The organism is Pseudoalteromonas sp. NGC95, assembly GCF_015864705.1.
In the GTDB taxonomy this organism is placed as follows: domain Bacteria; phylum Pseudomonadota; class Gammaproteobacteria; order Enterobacterales; family Alteromonadaceae; genus Pseudoalteromonas; species Pseudoalteromonas arctica.
The window spans coordinates 53743-70946 of record NZ_JADYWR010000005.1 but is presented as its reverse complement, the minus strand read 5'-3'; the positions used below and the strand labels follow the sequence as shown (position 1 = coordinate 70946).

The following is a 17204-nucleotide window of genomic DNA, read 5'->3' as shown; positions in this document are numbered from 1 at the left end:
TTTACAAATAAATTCTTAAATGATTTTTTGTATTTAAGGCAAACACAATTTTATTTTAACACACACACGTATCGTCACATACACTTGGGTGCATTTGAAGTTTAATTACTTCGGTGTTGGTGCTATGGGATATGTGGAGGCCTAACCCTAAACAACTATAGAGGATCTATAAAATGGCAAACGTTTCAATGCGCGATATGCTTCAAGCTGGTGTTCACTTTGGTCACCAAGCACGTTACTGGAACCCTAAGATGAAGCCTTTCATCTTCGGCACACGTAACCGTGTACATATCATCAACCTTGAGCAAACTGTACCAATGTTCAACGACGCACTTAAGTTTTTATCAAGTGCTGCAGCAAACAAAGGTAAAGTTCTTTTCGTTGGTACTAAGCGCGCAGCAAGCGACGCAGTTAAATCAGCTGCTTTAGAAAGCGACCAGTTCTTCGTAAATCACCGTTGGTTAGGTGGTATGTTGACTAACTGGAAAACTGTACGTCAATCAATCAAGCGTCTTAAAGACCTTGAAGCACAAAGCCAAGACGGAACTTTCGAGAAATTAACTAAGAAAGAAACGTTAACGCTTAACCGCGAAATGGAAAAGCTTGAAAAGAGCCTTGGTGGTATCAAAAACATGGGCGGTCTTCCAGACGCGCTTTTCGTTATCGATGCTGACCACGAGCACATTGCTATCCGTGAAGCAAACAACCTAGGTATTCCAGTTGTTGCAATCGTAGATACTAACTCTAACCCAGACGGTGTTGATTACATCGTACCTGGTAACGATGATGCTATCCGTGCTGTAAGCCTTTACACTAGCGCTGTTGCAGCTGCTATTACTGAAGGTCGCGAGAATAACATCGTTGCTCAAGCTGAGAAAGACGATTTCGTTGAAGCTGAGTAATTAGCTGTCATCAAGTCTTCATCTTTTTAAGGTGAAGACTTGCTATTCTTGTCGAGCGGGTAACCCGCTTATCTAACCTGATTTCAGATTTGAGGATTTACTAATGGCTGTAACTACTGCCCTAGTTAAAGAATTACGCGAGCGCACAGGCGCTGGCATGATGGATTGTAAAAAAGCGTTAACTGAGACTGATGGCGACATCGAGTTAGCGATTGAAAACATGCGTAAAAGTGGCGCTGCTAAAGCTGCTAAAAAAGCAGGTAACATTGCTGCTGAAGGTACTATCATCATCAAGCAAAACGCGGGTGTTGCAGTACTAGTAGAAGTTAACTGTCAAACAGATTTCGTTGCAAAAGACGTAAGCTTCTTAGCATTTGCTAACAAAGTTGCTGACGCTGCAATTGCTGACACTATCTCTATCGAAGACTTACAAGCTAAGTTTGAAGAAGACCGTGTTGAGCTAGTGACTAAAATTGGCGAAAACATCAATGTACGTCGTTTACAGTACGTAACTGGTGAAAACCTAGTTGAGTACCGTCATGGCGATCGTATCGGTGTTGTTGTTGCGGGTGTTGCTGACGAAGAAACACTTAAGCACGTTGCAATGCACGTTGCTGCATCTAGCCCTGAATACTTAACACCTTCAGATGTACCAGCCGATGTTGTTGCTAAAGAAAAGCAAGTACAAATCGAAATCGCGATGAATGAAGGCAAGCCTGCTGAAATCGCTGAGAAGATGGTTGTTGGCCGCATGAAAAAATTCACTGGTGAGGTTTCTCTTACTGGTCAAGCTTTCATCATGGAGCCTAAGAAAACTGTTGGCGATATTCTTAAAGAGAAAAACGCAACAGTTACTAGCTTCGTACGTGTAGAAGTTGGTGAAGGTATCGAGAAGAAAGAAGAAGATTTTGCTGCTGAAGTTGCTGCTCAAATTGCTGCTGCTAAAGCTAAGTAAGATTACTATTTGTGAAGGATAATGAAATTAGATGCAATTAAAGTACTATTTGGTTTTGCTTCGCAGCTAGAAATTCTTTAAAATAACCGCGCTTTTATGTTTAACATAAGCGCGGTTATTTTTTATCCATAATTCAATAAAAGTTGGCCCCAATACTATGACTATCAATCGCAAACCTATTTTTAGACGTGTTCTTCTCAAATTAAGTGGTGAAGCTTTAATGGGAGACGAAGGCTTCGGCATCGATCCTAAAGTTTTAGACCGTATGGCACAAGAAATTAAAGAGCTAGTAGAGCTCGACGTAGAAGTGGGTTTAGTTATTGGTGGAGGTAACTTTTTACGCGGTGGATCACTTGCAGAAGCAGGTATGAATCGCGTAGTAGGCGATCACATGGGTATGCTTGCAACGGTTATGAACGGCCTTGCAATGCGTGATGCGCTACACCGTGCATTTGTAAATTGTCGTCTTATGTCGGCTATTCCGCTTAATGGTGTATGTGACGCTTATAACTGGGCTGAAGCAATTAGTTTATTGAAAACTGGTCGCGTAGTCATTTTTGCAGCGGGTACTGGTAACCCATTTTTTACTACCGATTCTGCAGCATGTTTACGCGGTATCGAAATTGAAGCGGATACAGTAATTAAAGCGACTAAGGTTGATGGCGTATACAGTGATGACCCTGTTAAAAACCCAGATGCGACGCTTTATACCCACTTAAGCTACAATGAAATCATTGAAAAAGAATTAAAAGTTATGGATTTAGCGGCATTTACTCTAGCCCGCGATCACAATATGCCATTGAGCGTATTTAACATGAATAAATCAGGCGCGCTAAAACGCGTAATTATGGGTGAAGAAGAAGGTACACTTATTTCTTCACAAGCCTCAGATGAAATAATCAAATAATTAGGATTAAACCGTGATTAACGATATTCAAAAAGACGCGCAAGCGCGCATGCAAAAAAGTGTAACTGCACTAGGTAGCCAATTATCTAAAATTCGTACTGGCCGTGCACATCCTGCAATCCTAGATGGCATTATGGTGTCGTACTACGGTGCTCCAACGCCTTTAAACCAAGTTGCTAACGTAACAATTGAAGATTCTCGTACACTTGCTATTGGTGTATTTGATAAGTCTTTAGCGCAAGCTGTTGAAAAAGCAATTATGGCGTCTGACTTAGGTTTAAACCCTATGTCGGCAGGTACTGTTATTCGCGTACCACTTCCTCCACTTACAGAAGAGCGTCGTAAAGACCTAATCAAAATTGTACGTGGCGAAGTTGAAGGCGGTCGTGTTGCTATTCGTAACATTCGTCGTGATGCTAATGGCGATGTAAAGGGTTTATTAAAAGATAAAGACATATCTGAAGATGAAGCGCGTCAATCAGATGATGCGATTCAAAAGCTTACTGATAAGTTTATTAAAGAAATGGATACTTTATTAGCTGCCAAAGAAACAGAATTGATGGAAATCTAAGCAACTAAAATTATTAGTTTTGAAACGCCGTCTAGGGTATACTAGGCGGCGTTTTTTTATGGAATACTCGATATTTATGGTTCTAGATGCTGACACAATTTCACAGCAATGTTTACCCAAACATGTTGCTATCATCATGGATGGGAACGGACGTTGGGCGCAAGCTAGAAATAGACCTCGTGTGTATGGGCATAAAAAAGGCGTAGACGCAGTTCGTCAATCTGTTCAGTTTTGTACTAAATTAGGGATACAATCGTTAACCTTATTTGCTTTTAGTAGTGAAAACTGGCGCCGCCCTGAAGACGAAGTAAACACTTTAATGGAGCTTTTCTTATTTGTTTTAACAAAGGAAGTTAAAAAGCTTCATAAAAACAATGTAAAACTGACCATTATTGGAGACTTATCACGATTTTCTGAAGGATTACGTAGCAAGGTAGACGCTGCGCATAAGCTGACTGAAAATAACACCGGGTTGCGTTTAAATGTTGCAGCTAATTACGGTGGTCGTTGGGATGTTGCCAATGCGGCAAAACAACTTGCTTTGCAAGTTGCGCAGGGCACACTAAACGCAGAAGATATTACAGAAGAGCGCTTAGCACAGCATATGAGCATGGCAGATCAGGCTGAACCTGATTTACTTATTCGCACTGGTGGCGATGTTCGTATTAGTAATTTTTTACTATGGCAAGTTGCTTATGCAGAACTTTACTTTACCGAGACACTTTGGCCAGATTTTAATGAAGCAGCATTTGCTGAGGCCATTGCGTGTTACGTTGCCAGAGAGCGACGTTTTGGTTGTACGGGCGAACAAATAAAACAATTACTCGCTCAAACCTAAATAGAATAAGGGTCACATTTTGTTAAAACAACGAATTTTAACCTCTCTAGTGCTAGCTCCATTAGCATTGGCTTTGGTTTTTTATACACCGCTTACGTTATTTAGTTACTTTGCTGGTGCAATTGTATTATTAGGCGCATGGGAATGGTCTGCATTTATGGGCCTTTGCGACAAGCTTAAACGTGCTGCCTTTGTTGTGTTTATTGGCGCTTTACTTGCCTTGCTTAATTTACATTGGCCTATTGAATCATTATGGGAAAATGGCAAGCTAGTCGGTGATGCAAATTACGTATTTACGCTTTCGTTTGCTTGGTGGATTGTTGCTAGCTATTTAATTTGGCGCTACCCAGAAATGGCTAAAGCGTGGAATGAAGGCCTAGTTATGCGCGGCATTGCGGGGCTACTCACGCTTGTACCGCTATGGCTTGCACTAAATACACTACGTAGCGCGCAATATGCTGAATCAACTCATTTTGGTTCGGTGCTTATTTTAGTGGTACTTGGTATTGTATGGAGCGCAGATGTGGGTGCTTACTTTACGGGTAAAAGTTTTGGTAAACATAAGTTAATGCCTAAAGTAAGCCCTAATAAAACAATTGAAGGGTTAGCAGGCGGTGTAGTCGCTTCTATTATTTTTGTATTAGCATTTTGTCACTTTACCGATGTTGATTTAGTTGTATGGCCTGTGTACGCGATAATGACAGCATTTATTGCGTTGTTTTCTGCGGTAGGTGATTTACTGGAAAGCATGTTTAAACGTGAAGCTGGTTTAAAAGATAGCGGTCGATGTTTACCAGGGCACGGCGGTATTTTAGATAGAATTGACAGCTTAACGGCTGCTGCTCCAATGTTTGTTATGTGCTATGCGTGGACTCTTAGTTTATGAGCCAAAAGCAATTGCTGGTTATTTTAGGCGCAACAGGCTCAATTGGTTTAAGTACACTTGATGTTGTGTCGCGCAATAAAGAGTTATTTGATGTTTTTGTTTTGGCTGCAGGACAAAATGCAAAGAAAATGGCAGAGTTGTGTATTGAACATGAACCGCTTTATGCGATTATGGCTAACCAGCAGGCCGCAGAGCAGTTATCTGCGTATTTAGCTAATACTCAGTGCCAAACTCTTGTTATGCACGGTGAGCAAGCAATGAGTGACTTATGTGCTCATCCTGATGTTGACATTGTAATGTCGGCAATTGTAGGTGCAGCTGGTTTACTACCCACATTAAGTGCTGTTGAAGCGGGTAAAAAAGTACTACTAGCTAATAAAGAATCTTTAGTTATGTCAGGTCAGTTGTTTATTGATAAAGTTAAACAACATAAAGCCACTTTGCTGCCAATAGATAGTGAGCATAATGCAATTTTTCAATGCCTACCTTCTTCGTTACAAAATGCCAAAGGCGATCAAAAACTACAGCAACATGGCGTAAGTAAAATTTTGCTTACCGGCTCTGGTGGCCCGTTTTTAACGCGTGATATAAATACGTTAAAAGATGTAACCGTAAGTGAAGCCGTTGCACACCCTAACTGGTCGATGGGTCAAAAAATATCAGTAGATTCCGCAACTATGATGAACAAAGGCTTAGAGTTTATTGAAGCTAAGTGGTTATTCAATTGTGATGCGAGTGATATTGATGTAGTTATTCATCCGCAAAGTATTATTCATTCAATGGTGCAGTACCACGATGGTTCTATTTTAGCGCAAATGGGTAACCCCGATATGCGCACGCCAATTGCCCATGCACTTGCGTATCCTGAGCGAATTAATGCGGGTGTTAAACCGTTAAACTTCTCTGACATTTGTGATTTTTCGTTTACTAAACCTGATTTTTCTCGTTATCCAAATTTACAATTAGCAATTGATGCGTGTAGTGCAGGGCAGGGCGCGACAACAACGGTTAACGCAGCAAATGAAATAGCTGTGGGCGCATTCTTAAACGGTAAAATTGGTTTTACCGATATATACAAAATAAATGCACAGACGCTAGAAGCTGCAACTTACACCAATGTGCAAAGCCTAGATGAAATTTTAGAGTGTGATAAATTAGCGCGTATTAGCGCTTCAGAATTTATAACAAAAGTGGCGCATTAATATGTTTGATTTTTTTTGGAATCTTGGCTCATTTATTTTAGCGCTTGGTATTTTAGTGGCCATACATGAATATGGCCATTTTTGGGTTGCACGAAAAATGGGCGTCAAAGTGCTGCGCTTTTCAATTGGTTTTGGTAAGCCACTGTTAAAATGGCATGACAAATATAATACCGAATACGTGATTGCCGCTATTCCATTAGGTGGTTATGTAAAAATGCTTGATGAGCGAGTTGATGACGTACCAGCAAATCAACGCCACTTGTCGTTTAACTCTAAATCTGTACAAGCACGTATTGCTATTGTTGCTGCGGGACCAATGGCTAACTTTTTGTTTGCCATTTTTGCTCTTGCGGTGATGTACATGGTAGGTGTGCAATCGGTTAAGCCAGTTGTTGGCAGCATAACCGAAGGCAGTCGCGCAGAGCAGGCGGGCATTATGCCTTCTCAACATATTATAAAAATTGGTAATGATGACATAACGACATGGCAAGATGCCACGTTTGCGCTTATGTCTAACTTAGGCGAAGAAAGCGTTGAAGTTATTGTTCGTGATAAAAACCTTCAACCACGCGTTAAAACGCTTAATTTAGAGGGGTGGAAGCTTGACCAGCGAGACGTACCACCATTAAGTTCGTTAGGTATTGTGCCATTTAGACCTCAAGCAACTTTAACAATTGCCGCCGTAACTAAAGACTCAGCCGCAGAACACGCTAATTTACAAGTTAACGACACAATTTTGTCTGTAAACGGTGAAACAATAAGCAATTGGCAGCAATTAGTTAATCTTATTACGCAATCAGCTAACAAATCTTTACAATTTAGTGTAAAAAGACAAGATACTATACAAGCCATTACAGTTACCCCTAAAGGGCGCATTGATAATAACGGTATTGAGCAAGGCTTTTTAGGTGTTGCTCCTGTTGTACAGCAATGGCCTGATGGCTATGTAGAGACAAGGCATTACGGCCCGCTCGATAGTATTGTGCGAGGCACAAAAGAAACGTGGCGCTTAATTACACTCAGTTTTGACATGATTGGTAATTTAATTACAGGCCAGGTTTCGGTTAAAAATTTAAGTGGTCCTGTGGGCATTGCAGTAGGCGCTGGAACTAGCGTAAGCTATGGGTTAGTGGCCTTTTTAAGCTTTTTAGCCTTAATAAGCGTTAACTTGGGTGTATTTAATTTATTACCCTTACCAGTGCTTGATGGCGGACACTTAATGTATTACATAATTGAACTTTTTCGTAAAAAGCCGGTCTCTGAAAAGACACAAGAGTTTGGTTTTAAAGTGGGTGCCTTGTTGCTCATTTTTCTAACATGTTTCGCTTTGTTCAATGATGTATCGCGTTTGTAGTTACAGCGTGGCAAATTACTAATTAGAACACGATTGTAAAGCACCACTAGTAAGGTGTTATGCGGTAATACAGTTGTAAAGGATAAAGATAATAAAATGGCTATAAAAAAACATTTGGCAATAACAAGTTTATTGGGTGCAAGTTTTGCAGCCCTAGGCCAAAACTCCTTTATTGTTGAAGACCTGAAAGTTGAAGGTTTGCAGCGCGTAGCACTTGGTGCAGCGCTAACACATATTCCTATTAACGTAGGCGATAATGTTGATGACTATACGATTTCAAAAACAATAAAGTCACTTTATCGTTCTGGGCACTTTGATAACATAAAAGCACTTCGTGATGGCAACAACGTTATTTTTAAAGTAACGGAACGCCCTACCATCAGCTTTATTGAGTTTGAAGGCAATAAAGACATTAAAGACGAGCAGCTTAATGAGTCTCTTGATCAGCAAGATATTCGCCAAGGTGAACCACTTGATAAAACCGTTATCGATAGTATCGAAAAAGGCTTAGTTGAGTTTTTCCACAGCATTGGTAAATACAACGCTAAAGTAGATATCAGTATTACTAAGCTGCCACGTAACCGCGTTAAACTTAAGTTAGAGTTTGATGAAGGTGATGCTGCTTCTATCCGCCAAATTAACTTAGTGGGTAATGAACTTTTTTCTAATGAAGAGCTTCTTAAACTTGCTGAATCGCAGCAAGATTTACCTTGGTGGCAGTTTATGGGTAGCGACCGTTACCAAAAGCAAACCATTGAAGGCGATTTAGAAAAAATTCGTAGTTATTATTTAGACCGTGGTTACCTACGTTTTAATATCGACTCAACGCAAGTTTCAGTGAGCCCTGAACGTGAATCAGTTTACGTTACAGCTAACTTAACTGAAGGCGTAAAATATAAAGTTAAAGGTTTTGACTTTATTGGTGACTTGCTTGGCCGTGAAGACTTAATTAAAAGTGTTATCCCGCTTAGAGCGGGTGAGCTTTATAACGGTTCTGTAGTTACTTCATCTGAAGAGTTTATTAAAAGCTACTTAGCACGTTTTGGTTACGCTAATGCTGAAGTGCGTACAATTCCAGAAATTGACGACGAAAAGCAAGAAGTACAATTAACACTATCGGTTAATCCAGGTAAGCGTGTATACGTTCGTCGTATTATTGTTGGTGGTAACCAAAATACGGCAGATGAAGTACTTCGTCGTGAAATGACACAACTTGAAGGCGCATGGTTATCTAATCAAAACCTTGAGCGTTCAAAACTGCAAATTCAACGTCTACCTTACATGGAAACTGTTGATTTTAACGTAGTGCCTGTACCCGGTGTGGATGACCAAGTAGATGTAGACTTTACTGTAAAAGAGCAATCTGCAGGTAGCTTTAATGCTGGTCTTGCTTATGGTTCTTACTTAGGTCTGCAGTTTAATATTGGTGTAACAGAATCTAACTTTTTAGGCACAGGTAACCAAATTGGTTTAAACCTTAATACGTCTACAGGTTCTGAAAGCTTAAGCTTATCGTACACAGACCCATACTTTACGCCAGATGGTGTATCGCAAGGCAGTAGCATCTTTTACAGAAACTACGATGCAAGTAAATTCAGTCTTGTTGAATATAAATCGAAAAGTTATGGTTTAGGCACAAATATTGGTTTTCCAATTGATGCTGTAAATCGTGTTAACTTTGGCGCCCGTTGGATTAAAGAAGAGCTTTCGGATATTGCAGAGTACGAGCAAACGCGTGTACTTCGTGAAACATTCTTAGATCCAGATAACCCAGATGCAGGCTTTGACTTTACTAAGTATGAGCTGAGTGTTGGCTGGTCGCGTATCACCGTTAACCGTGGTTTATTCCCAACAGCGGGTTCGCGTCAAACTCTAAACTTAACAGCAACAACGCCTAACTCAGATCTTCAGTACTTTAAACTGAATTACGATTCGCGTTTTTACTGGCCTATATCAAATGACCACCGTTGGGTATTCTCGACGCGTGCAGCACTTGGTTATGGTAACGGTTATGGTTCTACAAACGGGTATGAGCAAACACTTCCATTCCAAGAGTACTTCCGTATAACTGAAATGGAACTACGTGGCTTTGACCGTAATACAATATTACCACGTGCTGTGTCGCGTATACCTTCGTCTATTCCGGGTACGCCAGGTGCAGACGGCACTACAACGGGTAATATTGGTGGTGCATCAGAATTTGATATTCTAGTGCCACAAGGTCGTATTGGTGGTAATGCTAAAGCAGTGGCAGGTATGGAGCTAATTGTTCCTACACCATTCTTAGATGAAGAAAATACCAGCTCTGTACGTACTAGCTTCTTTGTTGATGCTGCAAACGTATGGGATACTGAGTTTAACGTAGACCGCTATCAAAACTTAGGCGTTGATGAACGTGCTAAATTAGATGACTATTCAGACCCAATGCGTTTTAGGGTTTCAACCGGTCTTTCATTACAATGGATCTCTCCAATGGGTCCAATGCTGATCAGTTTTGCGTATCCATTGCAAAAAGAAGAAGATGACGATACGAAAACCATCAGCTTTAACATTAGTAACACTTTCTAAAGGAGTTTTTTGTGAAAAAATTATTTAAATCAACAGCTGTAGCAGTTTTAGCAACGTTAATGATGGGTACTTCTGTGAATGCATTTGCACACAAAGTAGGTATTGTTGATATGCAGGAAATCTACAAGCAAATTCCTCAAATGGCTAAAATTGAACAGTCTTTACAAACTGAGTTTGCTGAACGTCGTCAAGAGCTTGAAAAGTTACAAGGCGATATTCGTTTTGAAGCTGAAAAATTTAAACGTGAAAGTACAACTATGAGCCAAGCTCAAAAAGATACTCTGCGTGAAAAAATTCAGGGCATGCAAAAAAATCTTGCTGAACAAGGTCGCCCTTTAGAGCAAGAAATTAAAGCGCGTCAAAACCAAGAGCTTGCTAAAGTTCAAGGTGTAATCATCAAAACAATTGAAGAGATTGCTAAAGACGGCGACTTCGACGAAGTTAAAGTAAAAGACACTACTATTTACTTTAACCCTAAAGAAGTGACTGATCTTTCATCTAAAGTTGTAGCCGCTGTTAGTAAGAAATAATCACTCTATGCAAAATTATACGCTTTCGCAAATTGCGGAACTTCTAGGCGCCGAACTTCAGGGTGATGGCGCTTTAGAAATAAAAAAAATAGCGACACTTGCAAATGCCCATTCTGGGCATATTGCATTTTTAGCGAACTCAAAATATCGATCGCAACTTGAAACTACTCAAGCTAGTGCTGTAATAGTAAGCCAAGCCGATGCAGAGTACTTTAGTGGCAGCAAAATTATTGTTGCTAATCCGTATGTAAGTTACGCAAAATTAGCGCAATTTATGGATACAACACCACGCTCAGCCTCGACGGGTATTCATCCAAGTGCAACTGTTCATTCAACAGCGATTGTTAGTGATAGCGCCGCTATTGGTGCTAACGCAGTCATTGAAGCTCATGCAGTGATAGGTGACAACGCGCAAATTGGTCCGAACAGTTTTATCGGGGAACGTGTTAAAATAGGTTCTGGCACTAAGCTTTGGCCTAGTGTGACTATTTATCACGATGTTGAAATTGGTTCAGATTGTTTGTTTCAAGCAAATAGTGTTGTAGGTAGTGATGGGTTTGGCTATGCAAATGAGCGCGGGCAGTGGGTTAAGATACCTCAGCTTGGTTCAGTGATCATAGGCAACAAAGTTGAAATTGGTGCAAGTACGACAATTGATCGTGGTGCACTGGACAATACCATCATTCATAGCAATGTTATTATCGATAATCAGTGCCAAATAGCGCACAACGTTGAAGTTAATTCAGGCACCGCAATAGCGGGCTGCACTGTACTTGCAGGAAGCGTTACCATTGGCAAGAACTGTCAAATTGGTGGCATGGTTGCAATTAATGGTCACATGTCTGTATGTGATGGTGTTATAATTACCGGCATGAGTATGGTGACAAAATCAATCACCGAACCAGGTATTTACTCATCTGGTATGCCCCATACAACAAACAAAGAATGGCGTAAATCAATAGCTCACTTGCGTAACCTTTCAGACATGAAATCTCGTCTTAAAGCGCTTGAAGCATTGGCTAAGTCATAACGTTGAACACTAATAAGGATGCTATTTTGGCAAACGAATTAAATAGCCTTGATATTCAAGAAATTTTAAGTTTATTACCGCACCGTTACCCGATGCTATTAATTGATCGTGTTATTGATTTTACACCTGGCAAGTCTTTACATGCTATTAAAAATGTTTCTATAAATGAACCAATTTTTACTGGGCACTTTCCAAATCAGCCAATTTTTCCTGGTGTGCTAATATTAGAATCAATGGCGCAAGCAACGGGTTTATTAGGTTTTAAAACAGTAGAAAACCGTAGCGAAAACGAATTGTATTTGTTTGCTGCTGTTGATAACGCACGTTTTAAACAACCTGTAATTCCTGGTGATACAATGCATCTTCATGTTGAGTTTTTAAAAGAACGTCGCAACATTTGGAAGTTTGCTGCAGAAGCTAGAGTCGACGGCAAAATAGTGTGTAGTGCCGAAATTATGTGTGCGAGAAGAGAGTTTTAATAGTGATCCATTCTACAGCAATAATCGAACCTGGCGCTAAACTAGGCAACAATGTCTCAGTTGGTCCGTATAGTTATATTGGCAATGATGTTGTTATCGGTGATAACTGTATTATTGAGTCTCACGTTGTTGTTAAAGGGCCGTCAACTATTGGCTCTGGCAATCATATTTTTCAGTTTGCGTCTGTGGGTGAAGCCTGCCAAGACAAAAAATACAACAACGAGCCAACCACTTTAATAATGGGTGATAACAACGTTATCCGTGAATGTGCCACTATTCACCGTGGTACGATTCAAGACCAAGGTGTTACTAAAATTGGTAGTAATAATTTGTTTATGGCTTATACACACGTTGCACATGATGCGGTAATTGGCGATAACGTAATTTTTGCTAACAACGCAAGTGTGGCCGGCCATGTACATGTAGGCGATTGGGTTATCCTTGGTGGTAATTCGGGTGTTCATCAGTTTTGTAAAATTGGTGCACATGCCTTTATTGGTATGTATTCAGGTGTTAACAAAGATGTACCACCATTTGTTACTACCATTGGTATGCCAGCAGGTCCTGCAGCTATCAATAAAGAAGGCATGAAGCGTCGTGGTTTCGAAAGTGATGAAATTATGGCTGTACGCCGTGCATACAAAGCATTTTATCGTAAAAGCTTAGGTGCTGAAGAAGCTATTGAGTCGCTTAGTGAAGATGCCGCAAAGTATCCTGCTGTGAAATTGATGGTCGACTTTGTTAAAAACTCAGAGCGCGGCATCGTAAGATAATTCGCGGGTTTGCTTTAAGCATTAAAAAACCACCCTAGATGATAAATCGAAGGTGGTTTTTTATTGCTCTGCTTTAAGCTAATTCAGTTAATACTCAGGGTAATTGAGTTAGTATGCGGGTAATTTATATAATAAAAGCCGTCCTATGCGTTTACCTAAGTTAGTTGTCACTCTTTTTATTACTTCAGTTTTAGCCGCTTGTAGTAGCCAGCCTATTGTTAAATCATCTGCTGGAGAAATCACTCAAGTTGGGAAAGCATCTTTTTATGCTGATAAATACCACGGAAGAACAACCGCCAACGGAGAGCGCTTTAGCCAACAAGCCGCCACGGCAGCCCATTTAGAATTCGATTTTGGTACTAAGGTGGTTGTTACTAATCTAGCCAATAACAAATCAGTCACGGTAAGAATTAACGATAGAGGCCCGTATGTGCGAGGTCGTATTATTGATTTATCAAAAAGTATGTTTAAAAAGATAGCCGACCCTAAGGTCGGCGTTATTGATGTATCAGTAAAGGTTTTAAAACCGGGTAGTTAGCGCAACATAACCAGGATAAGCCCCACTGAGCTCTTTATGAGAGCCTTGTGCGACTACTTTACCGCCTTCCAACCATACAACATTATCCATTTGAGCAAGTAGAGCGGGATCGTGCGTAATTGTGAGCACGCTCGCGTTATTCATAACATGCATTATTGCTTGCATTACCCCTTGCTTAGACTGATTATCAAGACCTTCTGTTGGTTCATCAAGAACTAAAATAGCTGGGCTTTTAAGTAATGCTTGTGCAATGGCTATACGTCTAGACTGACCTTGCGACACATTACGCCCGCCAGTGCCTAATCGTGTTTTTAAACCTTCTTTTAGCTCATTAAACCACGGGCTTAATTGCGCTAACGAGAGGGCTTCAATCATTTGCTCTTTAGTTGCATTTGGCGCGGCATAACGTAAATTTTCACTCAGTGTGCCATCAAAAATATGGTGTTGCTGGGCTAATATATTTATCACACTTGCGCGTATATCATTATTTAACGAATGTAAGTTAACAACGCTATTTTGATTATTTAGCGTTATGCTGCCTTGTTGTAAAGGCCATAAACCAGTCAGTAAATTTACAAGCGTTGTTTTACCGCTTCCGCTTCTACCTACAATCGCTACTTTTTGCTGGGGCATTAGCTCAAAACTGATATTAGTAAGCGCTGTTTGCTCACCATATTGGTAGCTAATATTGTTAAGTGCTAACGTGTGGTTTTGCGCGCTAAAGTTTTCATCAACGTCTACATGTGCATCTTTAGCTTGTGAGTTAGCGGCTTTATCTTCAAGTGTAAACAACCGCTCTGCTGCTTTTAATACACTAGGAAGCTCTATAAACGCATTGGGTAGTAGCAATACGCTTTCAAAGCTTGCCAGTACAAATAAACTTAACATAGCAAGTTCTACATTTACCATACTGCTTGCGTAAACCAGTGGGACAATGGTTACTATGCTAGCAAGCATCGCTAATTGAACAACCAACAAGCTTAACCCATCTGAGTTTGCTAGTGCTTTGTGGCGAATAAATAATTGCTGATTGTACTGCTCGCTTAATTCGTCGCACTTATTAAGTTGCTGCGAACGGGCTTGATAAATACTAAGCTCTCTAAGGCCTGTGAGTGTATCTGAAAGCTCAGAGCGAAGTTGTGCACTAAGTTGTGTTTCTTTATGGCTGTTTTTAGTGAGCTTTGCGCTGAGTAGGGCAGGTATAACCACACCAATAAGTATAATGCCAGTAAAGCAAATAAGGGCGACGTTGCCATTATAGGCCGACATAAACAGCATGATGATTGGCACACTTAAAAGAGCGACCAGCATAGGAAGTAAAACGTTTAAATAAAACTTGTCGAGTGCGTCTACATCGTTTTGTAATCGGTTAACTAGATCAGCGCTGCGGCTCATTGCTAAATCAACATTGTTAAGCTTACTTAACGTTGCAAAGACATTGGTACGTATTTCACTTAGTAATAAAAACGTGGCGTTATGAGTAACTAGGCGTTCGCCATAGCGCGATGCAGTTCGTACAATTGCTAAAAACCGAATCGTTCCTGCTGGAGTAAAGTAGTTCATTTGCACGCCCGCAATACCAGCAGCGGCCATTGATGCTAAAAACCAGCCAGAAATAGCCAACAAGCCCACATTAGCTAATACCGTAATCGTTGCTAAAAATGTACCCAATAGCATCGCTTTATAATGAGGAGCACAAAGCTTTAATAAGCGAATAAAATTATGCATGCGCAACCCCTTGTTTGGCCGTTTTTAATAAATCAGCAAATGCACCATTTTGCGCTGCAAGTGTTTCAAAGTGACCTTGCTCAGCTATTTTCCCATCGTGCATAACAATGATATTGCTGGCATGTTTAACGGTATTTAGTCGATGAGCAATGACTAATACTAAGTTATTTTTAGCATATTCATTAATAGCATCTTGAATAAGCTGCTCTGTTTGGCTATCAAGGTGCGCTGTAGGCTCATCAAGCACTAAAACTGGTGCTTGTTTTATGAATGCACGAGCCAGTGCGATACGTTGCTTTTGCCCGCCAGAAAGTCCTTCCCCTTGCTCACCTATCAGTGTGTTAAAACCATCGGGTAGGGTATTTATAAATTCAAGCACACCAGCTTGCTTTGCTGCATGTTCAAGCTCTTGCTGTGTGGCAGTTGGTTTGGCCAATTTAATGTTGGCAGCAATGGTGTCGTAAAACAGCGTCGCTTTTTGTGGTATCCATGCAATGTTATTTTGCAGGTAAGTAATATCGGTTGTGCTTAAACTCTGATCATTAATAGATAGGTGGTTTATCACCTCAGGGTGAAACCCTAATAAGCAATCAAACAACGTACTTTTACCTGAGCCACTACTGCCCACAACTGCAATTAAGCCTTTATTTGGCAGTGTTAAATTTATATTTTTAATCCCTTCGTTACTATCTGGGTATATAAAATTAAGGTCGGTAATACTTATGGAGTTAATTGTATTTAAAGTTAAATTGTTTTCAGGCGTGTTTGTAGTCGCTGACGCATTTTCGTCACTTGGCAGTGGTGCATTTAAAATCGCAACCATATCGGCAGCGGCACTAATGCCTTGTAAGCGTGCATGGTAATGGCTACCTAGCTGGCGCAGTGGTAAATAAAATTCAGGCGCTAAAAGTAGCACCACAAAGCCAGTAGCAAAATCAAGAGTGCCAAAAAACAGTCTAAAACCAATAATTACTGCGACTAATGCCACGCTAATGGTGGCTAAAAACTCAAGTGCAAATGATGATAAAAACGCGATCTTTAAAACATCGAGTGTAGCGTGTCTAAAATCATCTGAAATTTTAGCTATTTGTTTAAGCTCGGTACGTGTTGCATTAAATAGCTTGAGTTGAGTTAAACCTTGTACGCGGTCAAAAAAGTAATTGCCCAGTACAGCAAGTTGCTTCCAGCGTTTTTGGTTTAAAGCTTCGGCTTTTGAGCCTACCAAAATCATGAAAAAAGGAATGAGCGGGGCGGTTAATAAAAATATCAACCCAGCTTTATAATCTGTCGGAAAAATAACAACCAATATTGCCAGCGGAATAAGCGCGCTGTAAGCAGCACCGGGTAGGTATTTAGCATAATAGTCGTGGAGTGCTTCTACGCCATTATGTAGGGTATTTAATGTAGCGCCTTGGCCGTGTTGTTCTATATAGCTTGGGCCAAGTAAGCTGAGCTTATTTAGAAGTGTTTGGCGCATAGCCGATTTTATTTTAAGTGCAGCATATGCACTCAAGCGTTCGCTTAATGCTAAAAACACCGCGCGCAATAAAATAATGCCTGCTAAGGGCCATAATAAATGAGTAACTTGGGCTAAATTATTACCTTCAAACATAACGTTGTGAATAGTTTGCGCAAGTAAATAAGCACCTGCAATCATAAGTAATGCGTTAAAAGTACCCAGTGCAATGCTTAACTTTAACCACACTGCAGCGGGTTTACTTTGACGCTTTAAAAAAGCGCGCAGTGATTGCTGCTGCGCGCGATCTGGTCGGGGGTTAGTCGTCATCTTTTGTGTTGTTAGCATCGTTTAATAAATCGTGCATGGCTTGTTCATCATCAGCAATGCTGTTTTTATTTTGATGAAATTCGTACCACATTACATTTATTACACCTAAGGTACAGGCCAAAAGTACACCTAAAATCCAAGCGAAATACCACATAGT

At 40.4% G+C, this 17204-nt stretch carries 17 protein-coding genes; 14 read left to right on the top strand and 3 right to left on the bottom strand.

The window, feature by feature from the left end; all coding sequences use genetic code 11:
- The first annotated feature begins 173 nt into the window (after positions 1–173).
- From rpsB to I6E70_RS06145, 14 genes are all read left to right on the top strand, one after another.
- Positions 174–902, top strand: coding sequence for a 30S ribosomal protein S2 (gene rpsB / locus I6E70_RS06210; protein ID WP_007580978.1), 729 nt, complete (start codon positions 174–176; stop codon positions 900–902).
- Positions 903–1005: 103 nt separating this feature from the next.
- Positions 1006–1857, top strand: a complete 852-nt coding sequence (gene tsf, locus I6E70_RS06205) for a translation elongation factor Ts (RefSeq protein WP_007580981.1) — start codon at positions 1006–1008, stop codon at positions 1855–1857.
- Between the two features lie 157 nt (positions 1858–2014).
- Positions 2015–2764 (top strand): UMP kinase, encoded by a 750-nt coding sequence (gene pyrH, locus I6E70_RS06200; protein ID WP_007580982.1) that lies wholly within the window; start codon positions 2015–2017, stop codon positions 2762–2764.
- Positions 2765–2813: 49 nt separating this feature from the next.
- Entirely contained in the window at positions 2814–3335 is a 522-nt protein-coding gene (gene frr, locus I6E70_RS06195; RefSeq protein WP_206008562.1) for a ribosome recycling factor, read from the top strand.
- A gap of 58 nt (positions 3336–3393) precedes the next feature.
- A complete protein-coding gene (locus I6E70_RS06190) occupies positions 3394–4173 on the top strand; it encodes an isoprenyl transferase (RefSeq protein WP_007580985.1) in 780 nt (259 codons plus the stop codon).
- 19 nt (positions 4174–4192) lie between these two features.
- Positions 4193–5059: a phosphatidate cytidylyltransferase gene (locus tag I6E70_RS06185; protein ID WP_007580986.1), complete on the top strand. Its 867-nt coding sequence runs from the start codon at positions 4193–4195 to the stop codon at positions 5057–5059.
- Positions 5056–6261 carry a 1-deoxy-D-xylulose-5-phosphate reductoisomerase gene (gene ispC / locus I6E70_RS06180; protein ID WP_024590724.1) on the top strand — a complete coding sequence of 402 codons (1206 nt, stop codon included), beginning with the start codon at positions 5056–5058 and terminating at the stop codon, positions 6259–6261. Before I6E70_RS06185 ends, ispC begins: the two co-directional genes overlap by 4 nt.
- 1 nt (position 6262) lies before the next feature.
- Positions 6263–7615 carry a sigma E protease regulator RseP gene (rseP, locus tag I6E70_RS06175; protein ID WP_197188307.1) on the top strand — a complete coding sequence of 451 codons (1353 nt, stop codon included), beginning with the start codon at positions 6263–6265 and terminating at the stop codon, positions 7613–7615.
- A 96-nt stretch (positions 7616–7711) separates the two neighbouring features.
- Positions 7712–10183, top strand: coding sequence for an outer membrane protein assembly factor BamA (gene bamA / locus I6E70_RS06170; RefSeq protein WP_121954042.1), 2472 nt, complete (start codon positions 7712–7714; stop codon positions 10181–10183).
- An 11-nt stretch (positions 10184–10194) separates the two neighbouring features.
- Complete coding sequence (locus tag I6E70_RS06165) at positions 10195–10713, top strand: OmpH family outer membrane protein (protein WP_007580993.1); 519 nt, start codon at positions 10195–10197, stop codon at positions 10711–10713.
- Between the two features lie 7 nt (positions 10714–10720).
- Entirely contained in the window at positions 10721–11743 is a 1023-nt protein-coding gene (gene lpxD, locus I6E70_RS06160; protein ID WP_007580995.1) for a UDP-3-O-(3-hydroxymyristoyl)glucosamine N-acyltransferase, read from the top strand.
- A gap of 26 nt (positions 11744–11769) precedes the next feature.
- Positions 11770–12222 (top strand): 3-hydroxyacyl-ACP dehydratase FabZ, encoded by a 453-nt coding sequence (gene fabZ / locus I6E70_RS06155; RefSeq protein WP_007580997.1) that lies wholly within the window; start codon positions 11770–11772, stop codon positions 12220–12222.
- A gap of 2 nt (positions 12223–12224) precedes the next feature.
- Positions 12225–12995, top strand: coding sequence for an acyl-ACP--UDP-N-acetylglucosamine O-acyltransferase (gene lpxA, locus I6E70_RS06150; RefSeq protein ID WP_007580998.1), 771 nt, complete (start codon positions 12225–12227; stop codon positions 12993–12995).
- 145 nt (positions 12996–13140) lie between these two features.
- Positions 13141–13533, top strand: a complete 393-nt coding sequence (locus I6E70_RS06145; protein ID WP_007581000.1) for a septal ring lytic transglycosylase RlpA family protein — start codon at positions 13141–13143, stop codon at positions 13531–13533.
- Here I6E70_RS06145 and cydC read toward each other — a convergent pair.
- From cydC to cydX, 3 genes are read right to left on the bottom strand one after another with little or no spacing between them, the layout of a single operon-like run.
- Positions 13516–15261: a thiol reductant ABC exporter subunit CydC gene (cydC, locus tag I6E70_RS06140; protein ID WP_165725416.1), complete on the bottom strand. Its 1746-nt coding sequence runs from the start codon at positions 15259–15261 to the stop codon at positions 13516–13518. The genes I6E70_RS06145 and cydC overlap by 18 nt on opposite strands.
- Positions 15254–17047 carry a thiol reductant ABC exporter subunit CydD gene (cydD, locus tag I6E70_RS06135; RefSeq protein WP_007581004.1) on the bottom strand — a complete coding sequence of 598 codons (1794 nt, stop codon included), beginning with the start codon at positions 17045–17047 and terminating at the stop codon, positions 15254–15256. The genes cydC and cydD overlap by 8 nt, the downstream gene beginning before the upstream one ends.
- Positions 17037–17201, bottom strand: coding sequence for a cytochrome bd-I oxidase subunit CydX (gene cydX, locus I6E70_RS06130; RefSeq protein WP_002958303.1), 165 nt, complete (start codon positions 17199–17201; stop codon positions 17037–17039). Before cydX ends, cydD begins: the two co-directional genes overlap by 11 nt.
- Between the last annotated feature and the right edge of the window lie 3 nt (positions 17202–17204).

Coding starts and splice junctions, on each gene's coding strand:
- rpsB (WP_007580978.1), top strand. CDS start 174: ATGGCAAACGTTTCAATGCGCGATATGCTTCAAGCTGGTGTTCACTTT.
- tsf (WP_007580981.1), top strand. CDS start 1,006: ATGGCTGTAACTACTGCCCTAGTTAAAGAATTACGCGAGCGCACAGGC.
- pyrH (WP_007580982.1), top strand. CDS start 2,015: ATGACTATCAATCGCAAACCTATTTTTAGACGTGTTCTTCTCAAATTA.
- frr (WP_206008562.1), top strand. CDS start 2,814: ATGCAAAAAAGTGTAACTGCACTAGGTAGCCAATTATCTAAAATTCGT.
- I6E70_RS06190 (WP_007580985.1), top strand. CDS start 3,394: ATGGAATACTCGATATTTATGGTTCTAGATGCTGACACAATTTCACAG.
- ispC (WP_024590724.1), top strand. CDS start 5,056: ATGAGCCAAAAGCAATTGCTGGTTATTTTAGGCGCAACAGGCTCAATT.
- rseP (WP_197188307.1), top strand. CDS start 6,263: ATGTTTGATTTTTTTTGGAATCTTGGCTCATTTATTTTAGCGCTTGGT.
- bamA (WP_121954042.1), top strand. CDS start 7,712: ATGGCTATAAAAAAACATTTGGCAATAACAAGTTTATTGGGTGCAAGT.
- lpxD (WP_007580995.1), top strand. CDS start 10,721: ATGCAAAATTATACGCTTTCGCAAATTGCGGAACTTCTAGGCGCCGAA.
- I6E70_RS06145 (WP_007581000.1), top strand. CDS start 13,141: ATGCGTTTACCTAAGTTAGTTGTCACTCTTTTTATTACTTCAGTTTTA.
- cydC (WP_165725416.1), bottom strand. CDS start 15,261: ATGCATAATTTTATTCGCTTATTAAAGCTTTGTGCTCCTCATTATAAA.
- cydD (WP_007581004.1), bottom strand. CDS start 17,047: ATGACGACTAACCCCCGACCAGATCGCGCGCAGCAGCAATCACTGCGC.
- cydX (WP_002958303.1), bottom strand. CDS start 17,201: ATGTGGTATTTCGCTTGGATTTTAGGTGTACTTTTGGCCTGTACCTTA.